This is a genomic window from Tenacibaculum profundicola (genome assembly GCF_057220795.1).
This window is the reverse complement of record NZ_CM170137.1, coordinates 4510572-4526661: the sequence shown is the minus strand read 5'-3', so window position 1 is coordinate 4526661 and position 16090 is coordinate 4510572. Positions and strand designations below refer to the sequence as shown.

General features: G+C 32.7%; 15 protein-coding genes and 1 riboswitch. Of the genes, 6 read left to right on the top strand and 9 right to left on the bottom strand.

Annotated features, from left to right (window positions below; translation table 11 throughout):
- Position 1: 1 nt before the first annotated feature.
- From AC2TDS_RS18395 to AC2TDS_RS18385, 3 genes are all read right to left on the bottom strand, one after another.
- Complete coding sequence (locus AC2TDS_RS18395) at positions 2-1231, bottom strand: ABC transporter permease (RefSeq protein WP_484737037.1); 1230 nt, start codon at positions 1229-1231, stop codon at positions 2-4.
- Positions 1224-1925: an ABC transporter ATP-binding protein gene (locus AC2TDS_RS18390; protein WP_484737036.1), complete on the bottom strand. Its 702-nt coding sequence runs from the start codon at positions 1923-1925 to the stop codon at positions 1224-1226. The genes AC2TDS_RS18395 and AC2TDS_RS18390 overlap by 8 nt, the downstream gene beginning before the upstream one ends.
- A gap of 464 nt (positions 1926-2389) precedes the next feature.
- Positions 2390-4282, bottom strand: a complete 1893-nt coding sequence (locus AC2TDS_RS18385; protein WP_484737035.1) for a TonB-dependent receptor plug domain-containing protein — start codon at positions 4280-4282, stop codon at positions 2390-2392.
- A gap of 79 nt (positions 4283-4361) precedes the next feature.
- Positions 4362-4565: riboswitch (cobalamin riboswitch) on the bottom strand.
- Positions 4566-4731: 166 nt separating this feature from the next.
- On the opposite strand from AC2TDS_RS18385, the gene AC2TDS_RS18380 reads away from it, so the two are divergent.
- The 6 genes from AC2TDS_RS18380 to chrA are packed head-to-tail and all read left to right on the top strand — an operon-like array spanning position 4732 to position 9839.
- Positions 4732-5235, top strand: a complete 504-nt coding sequence (locus AC2TDS_RS18380) for a bifunctional adenosylcobinamide kinase/adenosylcobinamide-phosphate guanylyltransferase (protein ID WP_484737034.1) — start codon at positions 4732-4734, stop codon at positions 5233-5235.
- A gap of 8 nt (positions 5236-5243) precedes the next feature.
- Positions 5244-6281, top strand: a complete 1038-nt coding sequence (gene cobT / locus AC2TDS_RS18375) for a nicotinate-nucleotide--dimethylbenzimidazole phosphoribosyltransferase (RefSeq protein WP_484737033.1) — start codon at positions 5244-5246, stop codon at positions 6279-6281.
- A gap of 2 nt (positions 6282-6283) precedes the next feature.
- Positions 6284-7054: an adenosylcobinamide-GDP ribazoletransferase gene (locus tag AC2TDS_RS18370; RefSeq protein WP_484737032.1), complete on the top strand. Its 771-nt coding sequence runs from the start codon at positions 6284-6286 to the stop codon at positions 7052-7054.
- Complete coding sequence (gene cobC, locus AC2TDS_RS18365; RefSeq protein ID WP_484737031.1) at positions 7039-7566, top strand: alpha-ribazole phosphatase; 528 nt, start codon at positions 7039-7041, stop codon at positions 7564-7566. Before AC2TDS_RS18370 ends, cobC begins: the two co-directional genes overlap by 16 nt.
- A gap of 3 nt (positions 7567-7569) precedes the next feature.
- The gene (locus tag AC2TDS_RS18360) at positions 7570-8685 is read left to right on the top strand and encodes an ABC transporter substrate-binding protein (RefSeq protein ID WP_484737030.1); all 1116 of its coding nucleotides are present in this window, start codon (positions 7570-7572) and stop codon (positions 8683-8685) included.
- 17 nt (positions 8686-8702) lie between these two features.
- Positions 8703-9839 (top strand): chromate efflux transporter, encoded by a 1137-nt coding sequence (gene chrA, locus AC2TDS_RS18355; protein ID WP_484737029.1) that lies wholly within the window; start codon positions 8703-8705, stop codon positions 9837-9839.
- A gap of 164 nt (positions 9840-10003) precedes the next feature.
- Here chrA and AC2TDS_RS18350 read toward each other — a convergent pair whose 3' ends face one another.
- The 6 genes from AC2TDS_RS18350 to AC2TDS_RS18325 form a co-directional block, all read right to left on the bottom strand.
- Positions 10004-10957 (bottom strand): acetyl-CoA carboxylase carboxyltransferase subunit alpha, encoded by a 954-nt coding sequence (locus AC2TDS_RS18350; protein ID WP_484737028.1) that lies wholly within the window; start codon positions 10955-10957, stop codon positions 10004-10006.
- A 98-nt stretch (positions 10958-11055) separates the two neighbouring features.
- Positions 11056-11958 carry a DMT family transporter gene (locus tag AC2TDS_RS18345; protein ID WP_484737027.1) on the bottom strand — a complete coding sequence of 301 codons (903 nt, stop codon included), beginning with the start codon at positions 11956-11958 and terminating at the stop codon, positions 11056-11058.
- Entirely contained in the window at positions 11945-13030 is a 1086-nt protein-coding gene (locus tag AC2TDS_RS18340) for an LptF/LptG family permease (RefSeq protein ID WP_484737026.1), read from the bottom strand. The genes AC2TDS_RS18345 and AC2TDS_RS18340 overlap by 14 nt, the downstream gene beginning before the upstream one ends.
- 1 nt (position 13031) lies before the next feature.
- Positions 13032-14162, bottom strand: a complete 1131-nt coding sequence (gene tgt / locus AC2TDS_RS18335) for a tRNA guanosine(34) transglycosylase Tgt (RefSeq protein ID WP_484737025.1) — start codon at positions 14160-14162, stop codon at positions 13032-13034.
- A gap of 84 nt (positions 14163-14246) precedes the next feature.
- On the bottom strand, positions 14247-15065 hold the full coding sequence (gene rluF / locus AC2TDS_RS18330) for a 23S rRNA pseudouridine(2604) synthase RluF (RefSeq protein WP_484737024.1): 819 nt from the start codon (positions 15063-15065) through the stop codon (positions 14247-14249).
- Positions 15066-15139: 74 nt separating this feature from the next.
- Positions 15140-16090 carry a PorP/SprF family type IX secretion system membrane protein gene (locus AC2TDS_RS18325; protein ID WP_484737023.1) on the bottom strand — a complete coding sequence of 317 codons (951 nt, stop codon included), beginning with the start codon at positions 16088-16090 and terminating at the stop codon, positions 15140-15142.

Below are 16090 nucleotides of genomic sequence, written 5' to 3'. Positions count from 1 at the left end.
GTTAATCTGCTCTTAATGCTACAATAGGTTTAATTTGTGCTGCTCTTTTTGCTGGTAAATACCCAGCAATTAATCCTGATAAAATCAGTATAACTGTAGCACCAATAACAATACCAGGGCTGACATGTGGATCTTTAATAAAATATTTTTCCAAATCTTCTCCTATGGTACTTAGTATATACGTTCCTAAGGAAAGTCCTAAGTACCCAGCAATTGTTGTTATTAAAATCGACTCTTGAATTACCATACCAATGATAGACGATGGTTGTGCTCCTAAGGCTTTTCGTATACCAAATTCTTTTGTTCTTTCTTTAATAACAAAAATCATAATATTACTAATTCCAATGATCCCTGCTATTAAGGTTCCTGACCCCACAAAAACAACAATAAAATACAATGCAAACATAAATTGATTAATTCCTTTGTTTGCTTCAGCCATATTACTTAAAGATAAGGCATTTTGATCATCAGGATGAATATCCAACTTCTTTCTTAAGTCTCGTTCTACTCTATTACCAAAAGCAATAGCCTCATTTAAACTTAATTTTGGATCATATCCTATATTTATTTGGCTGATATAATCATTGTTTCCATACAGTTTTTGCGCAGTGGTAACCGGCATGTATGTTAATCTTTCTTCTCTATCCCCTCCTTTGTCAGAAAAAATACCAATTATCTTATAGGAAATTCCATCGACATTCAATTGTTTACCCAGAGCTGGTTTTTCTCCAAACAAATCCTTTTTCACCAATCTTCCTATTACAATTACTTTTAACCTATTCTTTAAATCAAGCTCATTAATGTACCTGCCCTCTTCCATTATTGTTTTTTCAAGGAATTGATGATCTGGGTGTACCGCTCTTAATTGATAATTGTTCTGCTTACCTTTATAAGCTATATTGACATTTTTATAAATTCTTGCCGTTAAATGCTGAATTTTATTTTCATATTTATTTTTAACGTAATTAAAATTTTCATTTTTTAACTGAATTCTTCTTCCTGTTTGTAACCCTTTATATGGCTTTGATGTTTTCCATACTCTAACAAACATCGCATTGGTTGCATCATCTACAAATGCTGTTTTAAATTGATTTTGCAAACCAGTAACAATCCCAAAAAGCAAGGTAAAAAGCAATATTGCAAATGCTACCGTAAAACCCGACAATATAGAACGAAGCTTGTTTTTATTAATACTTTGGAAAATTTCTCTCCAACGATCTATATCAAACATAACTTTGATTTTTAGCTTTTTCTGTAACAGTATCGCTTATAATAACACCATCTTTTAAACGCACTATCCTTTTTGTTTGCGCTGCTACTTCTTCTTCATGCGTAATTACAAAAACAGTCATTCCATCATCATTTATGTCTTTTAGTAAGTCCATAACAGAATCTGTGGTTGTAGAATCTAGTGCTCCAGTTGGCTCATCGGCTAATACAACTTTAGGTCTAGTCACCAATGCCCTAGCAATTGCTACACGCTGTTTTTGCCCACCTGATAGTTCATTAGGTAAATGATTTGCCCAGTCTTTCAAGCCCACTTTTTCAAGGTAATCTAGAGCTGTTTTTAAACGTTCTTTTCTACTTACCCCTTTATAATAAAGTGGTAATGCAACATTTTCTAAGGCAGTTTTGTATGAAATTAAATTAAAAGATTGAAATACAAATCCAAGAAATTTATTTCTTAAAATCGCTGCTTTTTTTTCATTTAAATCTTTTATTAACTGTCCATTCAAATAATAATTTCCTTCATCATGTGAGTCTAATAAACCTACAATATTCAATAACGTAGATTTTCCAGATCCAGATGACCCCATAATAGACACAAATTCACCTTCTTTAATATGTAAATCCAGTCCTTTTAAAACATGCAGTGAATCTTTTCCAATTGGGTAGGACTTATGTAGGTTCTCTATTTTTATCATTCGTTAGTTAATTTTTGCCAAAAAAATCAAATAGCAATTAAGCTACTAATTTTGTGTAAAATGACTTATTACTTTCTTACAAGACGTTCGTTTAAAAATTATGTTACAAAAACTTATCAAATTTTTTATTTTCTTTCATCAAGCAACATAAACTCAAAACTTATTAAAACCAGATTATGTATTAGAAAATATATGATAACCTGAAAGCTCTACAAAATCAAACACTACGTTCTATTTTTCAGTTTTAGAACAGCACTGCTGCGCTAAATTGATAAAACAATTGCTTTTATGATGTTTTCAACTCTCATTACGAAGTTCTAATACAGAATTCGAGTTAAACATAAAAGGTACTGCTTTTGGCGTTCTCTTTCGCCCTCTAAGAAAAGTATTTTAGCACAAAAAAAGCTCACATAATGTGAGCTTTTTTTTGCTAAAAATTTATATTTCAGTAATTAAAAAATGTGTTAAAAATTTAAACGAACACCTAATTTATAATTTCTTCCTAATGTTGAATATCCAAAGGTTTCTTCATAATCTTCATTTAAAACATTTGTTACCGTTAAAAATAATTTAACATTTTTATTTAACGTATGATTCGCAGAAAAATCAACCAAAGAATAAGCGCTTAAAGGAACATTTACATACGGATAACTTCTAAAATCTGTATCATCTCTATCACTGACATATTGGTAACTTAGTGATACGTTCGTTGCTTTAAAACCATAATTAGCACCGATATTTATTTTATGTTTAGGTATCCTTATCGCAACTTCATCATTATTTGTATACGTATAATTCGTATTTAACGTTAAATTATCTAACGGTTTATAGTTCGCGTTCACTTCAATACCTTCTATACTCGTACTACCCATATTTTCCATTCTAAAAGTGGTATTATTATATCCTATAATATTCATTACATCTCTGTTAAAATACACAGTATTTAAAACCAATGAATTCAACTTATATTCAACTCCACCTTCATAAGTAGTACTCTCTTGTGGGGTCAAATCAATATTACCCCATGAAGCGTATAAGTCTTGAATAGATGGTGCTAAAAATGCGGTACTATAAGAAGCTAGAAACTTTAGGTATCCATTTTCCTGTTTTATTCTATAGGAAGGGTTTATATTATATACAAAATGATTTCCATACTTATTATGATTATTTAATCGAACACCCGCATTCAGGTTTACACCAATATCTGATACATATACAACGTTCACATAAGGATCTATCAGTTGTGTTTTAGGCTCTTCTGTATATACTGTTTTTGTCAACTCCGTTAGACCATATGGTATCTCATAGGTTTCAATAGTGTTATGCTGAAAATTAACTCCTGCAACTAAGAATAAATTATTAAATTGATGTTTTGCAAAAGCATCTACTATGTAGTTTTCTCCCCTACTTATACCTGGATATGTTGTTTGTGTTCTATCTGCATCGTACTTACTATACGCCATATTAAGCTGAACACTTCCCTTCTCATACTCGTATTTTGGTGCTAAGCTTACTCTATAACTTTTATCTAAAGAAGTATTAGAACCGTCGGTAAAAGGGCCCGAATCATAATTATTGCTAAACTCACTGTAACTTCCTAAAGAATTGATAGAAAACTTATCGTTAAATTTATAGCCTAGCTTTACATTTGTTGCTATTCGTTGAAAAGGATCATCATTAACAACAGCTTCATTTTCAGATCGAGCACCTGAAACTCCTCTTGCGTCAAAAGAAGAAAAACTAACCAAATAATTAAAATCGCTGATCTTTCCGTTAATATTCGCGACACTTTGAATGACTGTTCCATTTTTTGTGTCTTGACTATTATTGGTTCCTCCAAAAAGTGATAATGCTGTATTGGCTGTTCCTGATTTAGCCTCCTTCAATGTAATATTGATTACTGCTGTGGCTGCTCCTGTTCCATATAAAGTACTTGCAGCTCCTTTAATCACTTCAATTGACGCTACGTCATTTAAATCTAATAATCGCAAATCAAAGCCTCCAGAAACATCGGCTGGGTTTGCTACCTGAATTCCATCAATCAAAACCACTACTTCCTTTGTACTTCCACCTCTCACAAAGATTCCTAGATTTTGGCCAGGCACGCTAGTATTTCCATTTATTTCTATACCCGAAATAGTATTGATTAGGTCAACGACATTTTTACCTGTATTTCTCTCAATAACTTCTGCAGTAATTTTATGGATAACTTTCCCTGAATTCTCTTTTTTTAATTTGAATTTGGAATCTGAAATAACAACCTCTTCGAGTTGTATATTCTGCTCTTTTTCTTGTGCATTAACGTTGAATGCAAAGACGGTTGCTAAAACACTTAAACAAAGTACTTTTTTTTTCATTTCTACTTAATATTTTAAATTTTATTCAGGAAAAAAATAGCGCAGTATGTACTACCCTCAAACCTTTATCCCGAAAGTTCGAATTGTGTGAAATTTGGCAGGTCTCCTGGCTTACGTCTTGTAATTGGTCTTCCCGTTCCTTATTAAACAGTGACATTAAGAATAATTACAAGCTTTTTAGCTTACAGTTGCGGGAACAGCTTCGGATTTAAACCGAATTCCCTTTTAATTTTATTTAATCTTTGCTAGCGATTAAAGAAAAACCAAAATTCGGTGCGAATTTATACTATTATTATAAACTTACAACAAAAATCTATGGTTTTTTTGACGATTTAATTTTCAAAAACATTACTCGGCTTCCTTCCAGCCAATTTAAAGTGTAAAGTTTGGTATATAAGTTTTTCTTATCTAAAAAACTTTGTAATCTTTGTGTTCCATAATTTTTTAAGATGATATATTACATTACAGGAGGTGAGCGTTCAGGAAAAAGCAGGTACGCACAAGAACTTGCTGAATCTTTGTCAGATTCTCCAATATATTTAGCTACATCGCGCATTTGGGATGATGATTTTAAAAAACGTGTTGACAGGCATATTGCTGAAAGAGATAATCGCTGGACAACCATTGAAGAGGAAAAATGGATAAGTAAAAAGATTTCTGAAAACCAAACAGTGGTTATCGATTGTGTTACACTTTGGCTAACTAATTTATTTACAGATACCGAATACGATGTTACTGCAGCCCTCGAGCTTGCGAAAACAGAAATAGAAAAGCTTACCCGTATCAATTCTAATATTATAATTATTTCGAACGAAATAGGAATGGGATTGCACGCTACCACCCAATCTGGAAGAAAGTTTACAGAGCTTCAAGGTTGGACCAATCAATACATTGCCAAACATGCTCACAAAGCCCTTTTTATGGTGTCTGGTTTACCATTAACATTAAAATAACATTTCTTATGAATACAAAAATAGCTCCACTTTCTAAAAGTTTACAACAAACTATTCAAGAAAAGATAGACTATAAAACCAAACCCATCGGTGCTTTAGGAATGTTAGAAACCATTGCTATGCAAATAGCTTTAATTCAAAAAACAACGACCCCTAGTCTTTTACATCCAACAATAATGGTTTTTGCTGGCGATCATGGTATAGCGACGACTCATAAAGTAAGTCCATATCCACAAGAAGTTACACAGCAAATGGTGCTGAATTTTTTAACTGGCGGTGCAGCAATCAATGTGTTCTGTAATCAAAATAATATCAATCTGAAAATTGTTGATGCCGGTGTAAATGCCGATTTTGAAAGTCATGCACAGTTAATTAAAGCTAAAATAGCGAAAGGAACTAACGATTACAGTACTAGCAAAGCCATGTCTTTTGAGGAATATAACCTAGCTCTAAGTAAAGGAAAAGAACTCGTTCGAAAATTACATACCAACGGTTGTAATATTATTGGTTTTGGTGAAATGGGTATCAGCAATACTTCTTCTGCTTCCTTATTAATGAGTTATCTTACCAACACACCTATTAGTCAATGTGTAGGCAGAGGTACTGGCGTTAGTGATGAAGGTCTTAATACCAAAATAAAAACCTTAGAGGAGGTCTATAACTTACACAAAACGTCTTTACAATCTTCTTCTGATGCTCTACGTTCATTTGGAGGATTCGAAATTGTAATGATGTGCGGTGCTATGCTAGAAGCAGCTTCTTTACAGATGACTTTATTAATAGATGGTTTTATTGTTACTGCTGCTTTATTAGCAGCCCATTCCATGGATCCTGCCATTTTAGAATATTGTATTTTTTGTCATACCTCTGGTGAACAAGGACATCAAAAAATGCTGAACTACCTAAATGTAAAACCATTAGTAAATCTAGGACTCCGCTTAGGAGAAGGTACAGGTTGCGCAATTGCTTTCCCAATTGTACAAGCAAGTGTAAATTTTTTAAATAATATGGCTACTTTTGAAAGTGCCAATGTAAGTGAAGCATAATTATGATCAAAAAGCAAGTTCATTATTTTTTAACAGCAGTTTTATTTTTTACACGTATACCATGCCCTAGTTGGGTAGATCATTCATCTGAAATTCTAAATAAAAGTAGTAGGTATTTCTCTCTAGTTGGAATTTTAGTTGGTGGTATAGCTGCTTTTACCTACTATACTTTCTCTTTCGTTTTTCCTGCTGATATAGCTATTTTATTAAGTATGATCAGTTCGTTATGGGTAACGGGAGCTTTTCATGAAGACGGATTCGCAGATGTTTGCGACGGTTTTGGTGGCGGATGGACGAAGGATACGATTTTAACTATAATGAAAGATTCCAGATTAGGAACTTTTGGAGTTAGTGGACTTCTTTTCATTCTCAGTTTAAAATTTCTATCATTATATCATCTACAAAAGAACGCAGTAAACTTGGTTTTTGTTATTATTTCAGGTCATGGTGTAAGCCGATTCATAGCCACAATTTTGTTATACACGCATACCTATGTAAGAGATAACGATAGTTCAAAAGTAAAACCTACTACCAAAAAGATGAGCACTAAATCACTCATTATTTCTGGTATTATAGGTCTGACACCTCTTTTATTTTTACAAGAAAATTTTGTGTTTTTAGTTTTGATCCCTTTATTTATAACCTATGTATATTTAGGTCGTTTTTTTAAAAAATGGATTGGAGGTCAAACTGGCGATTGTGCTGGAGCATTACAGCAAGTTTCAGAAGTCATTTATTATATAAGCTTGTTAGCCGTATGGAAGTTATTCTAGTTAGACATACCACACCTAAAATAGCCAAAGCAACCTGTTATGGCCAAGCAGATATCGGAGTAACAGCTACGTTTTTAGAAGAAATCCACCCCATTTTAGACAAGGTTCCCTTTAACGAATCATCCATTGCATATTATAGCAGTCCGCTTCGACGTTGTGCTTTGTTAGCAGAACAATTATCAGATACTGTGATTTTTGATGAGCGTTTAAAAGAACTTAATTTTGGAGATTGGGAACTCCAAAGATGGGATGATATTGACAAAAATGAGTTAAATTATTGGATGGAAGATTTTGTTAATGTTCCAACAAAAAATGGAGAATCTTATCTTGATATGTATAGCCGTACCACTGATTTTTTAGAGGAGCTAAAGCAAACAACAAACGAAAGAGCCGTAGTTATAACCCATGCAGGAGTAATACGAAGTATGTGGGCTTATATAAATCACATTTCACTTGAAAAATCATTTGACCTAAAGCTCAATTATGGCGCCATGGTCACACTCAACATATAAAAAATGAAACACTATTTACTATTTATTTTTATGCTATTTCTTTTGGAATCTTGCAAGCAAGAAAGCTCCCAAAAAGTTGTTCCAATACCCCCTACAAACAATAGCATTAAATATGCTAAGGGATTTGATATTGTCACACAAAACAATCGAAAACAATTAATTATTAAGAGAGTTTTTCAAAATTCTAACAAAAGCTATTCTTTTACACTTACCAATATTACAAATATTGACAAGAATGAAATTAAAGTTCCTGTTGAAAAATTAGTGGTTACCAGTACTACACATATACCGATGCTGGAGTTGTTGGGAATTGAGAACAGTTTAGTTGGATTTCCACATACCAAATACATTTCTTCTCCAAAAACACGTAATAGAATCAAAGAAGGAAAAATTACGGAATTGGGTATGGAGCAAGATATGAATACAGAAAAAATACTCGACTTACAACCAGAATTAGTGGTAGGGTTTTCATTACATCCTAACAGTAAATTGTATGAGAATATCAAAAAAACAGGTGTTCCTGTTATTTTTAATGGCGATTGGTTGGAAGAAACACCATTAGGAAGAGCTGAATGGATTAAATTTTTTGGAGTTTTATTTGATAAAGAGAAGGAGGCTGATAGCATTTTTAATTCAATTGAAACCGCTTACTTAGAAGCAAAGGAAATTGCTAAGAAAAATGTAAACACTCCAACGGTCCTATCTGGTAGTATGTTTAAAGATGTATGGAATGTTCCGGCTGGTCAAAGCTATAACGCCACTTTTTTTAAAGATGCAAATTTAAATTATCTATGGAAAGATACACAAGGAACTGGAAGTTTACAACTTAGTTTCGAAAGTGTGTTGGAAAAAGGAAAACATGCAGATTATTGGCTTAATTGTGGCTTATATGAAACCAAAGAACAACTAGTTACTGCTAATGTTCACTATAAAGAATTCGATGCATATACAAATAACAAGCTTTATTCAATCGCTGGAAAAAGAGGAGAGACAGGAGGTTTGTTGTATTATGAATTATCTCCTGTACGGCCAGATTTGGTTTTAAAGGATTTGGTTAAAATCACGAGTCCTAACGTGTTACCAAATTATACATTGACTTTCTTTAATAAGGTAGAATAATTTAAAATCCTTTCATTTTGAACCATACTAAAAGCATAAAACAAAGAGATGATTTAAAAGAAATAGCTTTGCTTTTTTTTAAGTTAGGTTGCATTGCCTTTGGCGGTCCTGCCGCGCATATAGCCATGATGGAAAATGAAATTGTTACCAAAAGGAAATGGATGACGCAAGAACATTTTTTAGATCTCATGGGTGCTACTAATCTAATCCCTGGCCCGAATTCAACAGAAATGACCATGCATTGCGGACATGAAAAAGCAGGTTGGAAAGGCTTATTCATTGCTGGCTTTTGTTTTATTTTTCCTGCTGCATTCATTACAGGTATATTTGCTTGGTTATATCAATCTTATGGCCAATTACCTGAAGTTACTCCTTTTATATACGGTATTAAACCTGCTGTTATAGCCATTATTGCAATCGCTGCCTATAAATTAGGAAAAAAAGCTGTAAAAAATTTACAATTGGTTATTCTTGGTTGTATTGCCATAGCCGCTAGTTTGTTAGGTATTAATGAAATTGCAGTACTTTTTGGTAGCGCCATAACGGGATTACTAATGTTTTATTTTAGAAAAAATAACAGTCATTTATATACTCTTTTACCGTTTGTATTCGCCTTACAGGCTAACACAAAAATTGCTACATATTCTATATTTTTTACTTTTCTAAAAATTGGAGCTATTCTTTACGGAAGTGGTTATGTATTGTTTGCTTTTTTAGATACCGAATTGGTTGGTAATGGTTGGCTTACCCAACAAGTACTTATAGATGCCGTAGCTGTAGGCCAAATAACCCCTGGTCCAATTTTAACAACCGCAACCTTTATAGGTTGGCAAATGAATGGCTTTTCTGGTGCACTTGTCGCTACTGCAGGTATTTTTCTTCCTTCTTTTCTCATGGTGTTATTACTGAACCCTTTAATTCCCAAAATGAGAAAATCGAAAGCTGTAGGCGCAATGCTCGATAGTGTTAATATAGCTGCTGTAGCTCTTATTATCGCTGTTTGTATGATAATGGCTAAAAATACCATTACCGATTGGCGCACAATTGTAATTATGATTATTAGCTTTTTAGTAGTGTTTATGTTTAAAAAAACGAACAATGCTTATATTGTTTTAGGTAGTTCTTTATTAGGCTATATACTTACCCTTTTTTAGCGCTTATACGATTTACATTTGTATTGAGAAGGGGTGTCATTTTGGTATGCTATAATTTCAAATCATAAGTGATATAACATTATTTCAGAACGAGACACGTAGGCATAAAAAAAGCATCTTACTTGACGTAGATGCTCTTTATTTTGTGAACTATAATAAATTTATTATTCTTTATAAACGCCCATACTAGCGTATTTATTCATACGTTTTTCAACCAACTCAACTTCATTTAAGTCTTTCAACTCATCAAATGCACTTAACACCTGATTCTTAACAGCTTCAAAGGCTCCCTCTCTATCAAAATGGGCTCCACCAAGTGGTTCTTTAATAATACCATCAATTAATTCAAGCTTCTTCATATCCTCCCCAGTTAATTTAAGTGCTGCCGCTGCTTGTTCTTTATATTCCCAACTACGCCATAAAATAGAAGAACACGACTCCGGAGATATTACCGTGTACCAAGTGTTTTCCATCATATACACTCTATCACCTACACCAATACCTACAGCTCCTCCAGAAGCACCTTCTCCAATTACCACAGTAATAATAGGTGTTTTTAAACGAGTCATTTCTAAAATATTACGTGCAATCGCTTCTCCTTGCCCTCTCTCTTCGGCTTCTAAACCAGGATATGCTCCCGGTGTATCTAATAAGGTAACCACAGGTATACCAAATTTTTCTGCCATACGCATTAAACGCAACGCCTTACGGTAACCTTCAGGATTTGCCATACCAAAGTTACGATATTGACGTGTTTTGGTGTTATACCCTTTTTGTTGTCCGATAAACATAAATGATTGATCTCCAATTTTACCTAAACCTCCAATCATTGCTTTATCATCCTTCACACTTCTATCTCCATGAAGTTCCATAAAAGTATCACCACAGATAGCTCTTATATAATCTAAGGTATACGGTCTATTCGGGTGACGTGACAACTGCACACGTTGCCATGGTGTTAAGTTTTTATGTATATCTTTTTTTGCTTTTTCTAATTTTCTCTCAATCTTCTTATATGTCTCCGAAACATCAACATCGCTCTCTTTCCCTATGTCATAGCATTTTGCCAACTGATCTTCAAGTTCTTTAATTGGCATTTCAAAATCTAAATATTCCATAGTATACAGTTTGATTTTTCTATTTTTTAAATTCGTTGTTTGCTAAGGCAAACATACTAAAAATTTGAACAGATATTTTAATACAACCACTTTTTTACCTATTTTTTTACGGTAATTTTCTTTCTAAACAAAATTTTATTTTTTAACAATCCATTCAATAATACGACCAATAAAACGATAAACGCTCCATAATAAAACTCTACTTTCATCTCTTCTTTCTCGCCAAAGATTATAAGTGCCAAAATGATCGCATAAATGGGTTCTAAATTAATAGTAAGCATTACTGTATATGGTGTTAAATACCTCATTACCTTTACTGAAGCTATAAAAGCATATGCTGTGCATATACTACTTAAAATAACTAAGTAAAACCAATCTACCATAGATATACTAAAAAACTCTACTGAAAATTGATTTTTAAATATTAAAAACAATGTAATTCCTAATACGCCGAAAAGTAGTTGATAGAAAGATATTATTGTGGGGTCGTACCTTTTCACGAATAGCCCATTTAATACTGAAAATAAAGCAGATAGAAATGCTGATATTAATGCATAAACAATTCCGAGGGTATACTGACTTTCAAAATTAAAAATAATATAAAGACCGATCACTACAAGTAACCCAAATAAAATTTCAATAGCCTTAATTTTTCTTCTAAAAAATAGAGGTTCTATTAATGATGCAAAAAATGCACCAGTACTCATCGTTACTAAAGCAACTGAAACATTAGACACCTTTATTGCTTTAAAAAAAGTAATCCAGTGAACGGCGATAATCAATCCTGAAATTATAAATTTAAATATGGCTTTACCTTCAATAGCAAATTCCTTCTTTTTTACTAAAATGTAAACAGCGATAAAAATAACCGCCAACAGCATTCTGAACCACACTAAAGGTATTGCGTCTACTGTTATTAAGGCCCCTAAAATAGCGGTAAAACCCCAAATAAAAACGATAAAATGTAGTGTTAAATAACTTTTAATTTTACTTTCTTGCATTTATATATAAATAAATTGCATACGTACCAAAAATGATATTTGGCATCCATACGTTCAACAAAGAATTCGCTCCTGCTACCGCACCTAATACTTCTCCAATTTTCATAAAAAACACATATACAAACATTGCCCCAATACCCAGTGCCAGATTAACTCCTAAACCTCCTCTTTTCTTTTTATGTGCTAAAACCACAGCTATTAGAGTTAAAATATACGAAGCAATAGGTAAACTTGTTCTCTTATACAATTCTACATAATATGCGTTCAAATTTTTTATTCCTCTTTTTTTAGACAGGTTAATGAAGTCTTTTAATTCTCCAGATCGCATTTCCTGAGCTACAAGATTTTTATAATTAAAATCGTTGGGAGTAAATGCAAAGGTAGTATCTAATGTATTTCCCGAAAAAATACTATCCCGATCCTTAAATATTTTTCGTTCTTTCCAGCTATTCAATTTAAAAGTACTATCCTTAGGGTTCCAATTAATATTATCAGCTATCAATTTGTACTTCAACCGAATGCCATCATACACTTCCGTGGAAAAATTATAGCCAGAATTTCTTTCCAAGTTGAAATTCTGGACAAAAACATAGGTACTATCATTTAGTTGTAAACTAAAATCTCTAATGGTATTGTCTACATATGTTTTTCGTGATAGATATTTTTTCTCAAAAGTTCTCCTCGTTTTACTACTAGATGGAACAAACAAATGATTCATTAAAAGAGCTACAGAAGTTATAATGGTTGCTCCTATAAAGTAAGGGTACAAAAAACGTGTAAAAGAAACTTGAGCATTATTTATAGCTACTATTTCTGTATTATTCGACAACTTTGACGTAAACAGTATAACGGCAATAAATAATGCCAAAGGCATAAATGTATTCGAATAGTAAATTATAAAATTCTTGTAATAATCATTTACTACTTCAAATAACGTTAAATTTTCATTTCTTAGGAACCGATCAATTTTCTCTGCTATATCGATAGCAACAGCTATTGGAATCAATATTAACAAAGTAAACAGAAATGTTACCAAGTAACGTTTTAGTATGTATTTATCTAGTAACTTCAACTTATAAACGTTTGTTCATTTGAATAACCATTTTGTTTTTCCATTCAGTAAAATCTCCTGCTATAATATGTTTTCTAGCTTCACGAACCAACCATAGATAAAATCCTAAGTTGTGTATTGATGCTATTTGCTTACCGAGCATTTCTCTAGCAGAAAATAAATGTTTCAAATAGGCTTTAGAGTACATTGTATCGACATAAGTAATTCCCATTTCATCAATAGGAGAAAAATCATCTTCCCATTTTTTATTCTTGATATTAATGGTGCCATGAGCGGTAAATAACATTCCATTTCTGGCATTACGAGTTGGCATAACACAATCAAACATATCAACCCCCAGTGCAATATTTTCGAGAATATTAATCGGTGTACCCACCCCCATCAAATACCTTGGTTTATCTTCTGGAAGAATACTACAGACCACATCAGTCATCGCATACATCTCTTCAGCAGGCTCTCCTACAGATAGCCCTCCAATGGCATTCCCCTCTGCTCCAACAGATGCTATAAATTCAGCAGATTGCTTTCTTAAATCAGTATAAGTACTCCCTTGTACTATTGGAAAAAATGTTTGGTTATAGCCATATTTCGGCGGTACTTTTTCTAAATGATTAATACATCTTTTTAGCCATCTATGGGTCATATGCATCGATTGTTTGGCATAGCCATAATCACATGGGTAAGGAGTACATTCATCAAATGCCATAATAATATCAGCACCAATTGATCGCTGTATTTCCATAACATTTTCAGGAGTAAAGAAATGAGTTGAGCCATCAATATGACTCTTAAACTTAACTCCTTCTTCATTAATTTTTCTTCTTCCCGAAAGAGAATACACTTGATATCCTCCACTATCTGTTAATATATTTCGATCCCAATTCATAAACTTGTGAAGTCCTCCTGCTTGTTCAAGAATCTTTATTTTCGGGCGTAAATATAAATGATAGGTATTCCCTAATATTATATCCGGGTTTATCTCGTTTTTTAATTCTGATTGGTGAACTCCTTTTACTGTAGCCACTGTTCCAACCGGCATAAATATGGGAGTTTCTATAGTTCCGTGATCCGTTGTTATTGAACCCGCACGGGCTTTACTTTTAGGATCGGTTATTTTTAAATTAAATTGCATAGTTGGCAAAGATACGCATGTAAGTTTAATGTTGAAAAGTAGAAGGTTAAAAGTTTCTTATTGTTCTAATCTTAGCTCCAATATTTATCTTCTTTTTCTACCAAACCTAGATTTAACGTTCTTTTTATTGGGAGTTTTATTATTTTTATTAGGTTTTGATATAACAGAGGCTTCTTCAGTTTTAGAAGAAGAAGTAACCATTCTATTAATTCCCTCCATTTCTAACACTGATAATTCTCGCCATTCTCCCGTTTTTAATTTTCCGAGAGATACGTTCATAATACGAGTACGTTTTAACTTTTTAACTTCATATCCTAAATACTCGCACATTCTTCGAATTTGACGATTTAACCCTTGAACCAATACTATTTTAAATGTAGTATCGTTAACGCGTACTACTCTACATTTTTTTGTTACAGTACCTAAAATAGGAATACCATTACTCATTTTATTTATAAATCGTTCATCAAAAGCTTTATCAAGAGTTACTATATATTCTTTTTCATGGTTGTTACCTGCCCTTAAAATTTTATTTACAATATCTCCGTCATTTGTTAAGAAAATAAGGCCCTCCGAAGGTTTATCTAATCTTCCTATTGGAAATAACCGTTGAGGGTACCCAACAAATTTTACAATATTCTTTTTTTCTTTACTATCGGTTGTACAAACAATACCTACAGGTTTGTTTAATGCAATATAAATTGTTTTCGGTTTTGACTTTAAAGGCTTTCCGTCAATCTTCACTACATCTCCTTCAAAAACACGATTTCCAAGCTGTGTAGCTTTTCCGTTTATTGTTACCCTTCCTTCTTTTATGTACTTCTCAGCATCACGTCGTGAACATATACCAGTGCTACTAATATATTTGTTAAGGTTTATTGATTTCTCGTTTGTCGTATTCATTATAACAAAGAAAAAGAAAATCCTCAAGATACGTTAAGTACTTGAGGATTTTATATTACTTTTTTTAATTACCACTAAAAAATCATCATTTTTTGTGTACATCGAGCTAAACTAGGCCTCCTTTCATAATCAAACCCTAAGGTAATCATATGAGTTCCATAATTAAAATTTTGCGTTTCATTAACATTAATACTAAAACCATATGACAAATAAAAATTTGTCTTTTTTAGCCCTACTAATGGCGTAATTGCATTGGGTGTAAAAAACTGATCATTCAAGAAGGTATAACTTAAACCTGCCCAAACGTATCCGTCAGGAATACCCTTTCGTGCCTTTAGGTTTAAATCTGTTCTGGAACGTTTGTCAAATTCTCTATACTCAATTAAAATAGAAGGTTCCAATTCTATTTTCTGACTTAGCCGTGCTAATACATACGAGGAATATAATATATATTTTCTTAAAACTCTCGGTTCATCTGTATCAAAATCTATGACTTTTTTATCCAATAAATTCGCCACATTAGCACTAATACTAAAACGTTCATAACGATACAGCATTCCTACATCAAAATTGGAGTTTCCAAAAGATCTATTTGGTATCCCTCCTTCTGATGTGTTGTTTTCGGAAGTATCTATTCCAAACTGATTATAGGAATAACTCAGTGCAAAAGACAAAAAACTATCGTGAAAGTTACTTAATGTTAAGTGACTTGCCAAAGATAATTTCACTCCTTGCTGAGATGTAAATCCATTTTTATCATTATAAATAGTTATTCCTCCACCAAAACGATCAGCCAATCTAGCTTCGATAGATACGGATTGGGTATCTGGTGAACCTTCAACTCCAATCCATTGACTAACTCCATTTAATCGAATTTGTAAACCAGATCCAATACCAGCGTATGTTGGTGATATTAGAAATGGATTATCGGCAAGGTGACTTACATACTGTGGTAATTCAACTTCTTGAGCCAACATGTTAGTGCTCCAAATTATACTACTTATAATTAATAATAGCTTCTTCAT

Bases quoted from the DNA above. Each gene is read 5' to 3' on its own strand.
- AC2TDS_RS18390 (WP_484737036.1), bottom strand. From the start codon at position 1,925: ATGATAAAAATAGAGAACCTACATAAGTCCTACCCAATTGGAAAAGAT.
- tgt (WP_484737025.1), bottom strand. From the start codon at position 14,162: ATGCAATTTAATTTAAAAATAACCGATCCTAAAAGTAAAGCCCGTGCG.
- cobT (WP_484737033.1), top strand. From the start codon at position 5,244: ATGAATACAAAAATAGCTCCACTTTCTAAAAGTTTACAACAAACTATT.
- cobC (WP_484737031.1), top strand. From the start codon at position 7,039: ATGGAAGTTATTCTAGTTAGACATACCACACCTAAAATAGCCAAAGCA.
- AC2TDS_RS18325 (WP_484737023.1), bottom strand. From the start codon at position 16,090: ATGAAGAAGCTATTATTAATTATAAGTAGTATAATTTGGAGCACTAAC.
- rluF (WP_484737024.1), bottom strand. From the start codon at position 15,065: ATGAATACGACAAACGAGAAATCAATAAACCTTAACAAATATATTAGT.
- AC2TDS_RS18370 (WP_484737032.1), top strand. From the start codon at position 6,284: ATGATCAAAAAGCAAGTTCATTATTTTTTAACAGCAGTTTTATTTTTT.
- AC2TDS_RS18345 (WP_484737027.1), bottom strand. From the start codon at position 11,958: ATGCAAGAAAGTAAAATTAAAAGTTATTTAACACTACATTTTATCGTT.
- AC2TDS_RS18395 (WP_484737037.1), bottom strand. From the start codon at position 1,231: ATGTTTGATATAGATCGTTGGAGAGAAATTTTCCAAAGTATTAATAAA.
- AC2TDS_RS18385 (WP_484737035.1), bottom strand. From the start codon at position 4,282: ATGAAAAAAAAAGTACTTTGTTTAAGTGTTTTAGCAACCGTCTTTGCA.
- AC2TDS_RS18380 (WP_484737034.1), top strand. From the start codon at position 4,732: ATGATATATTACATTACAGGAGGTGAGCGTTCAGGAAAAAGCAGGTAC.
- AC2TDS_RS18350 (WP_484737028.1), bottom strand. From the start codon at position 10,957: ATGGAATATTTAGATTTTGAAATGCCAATTAAAGAACTTGAAGATCAG.
- AC2TDS_RS18360 (WP_484737030.1), top strand. From the start codon at position 7,570: ATGAAACACTATTTACTATTTATTTTTATGCTATTTCTTTTGGAATCT.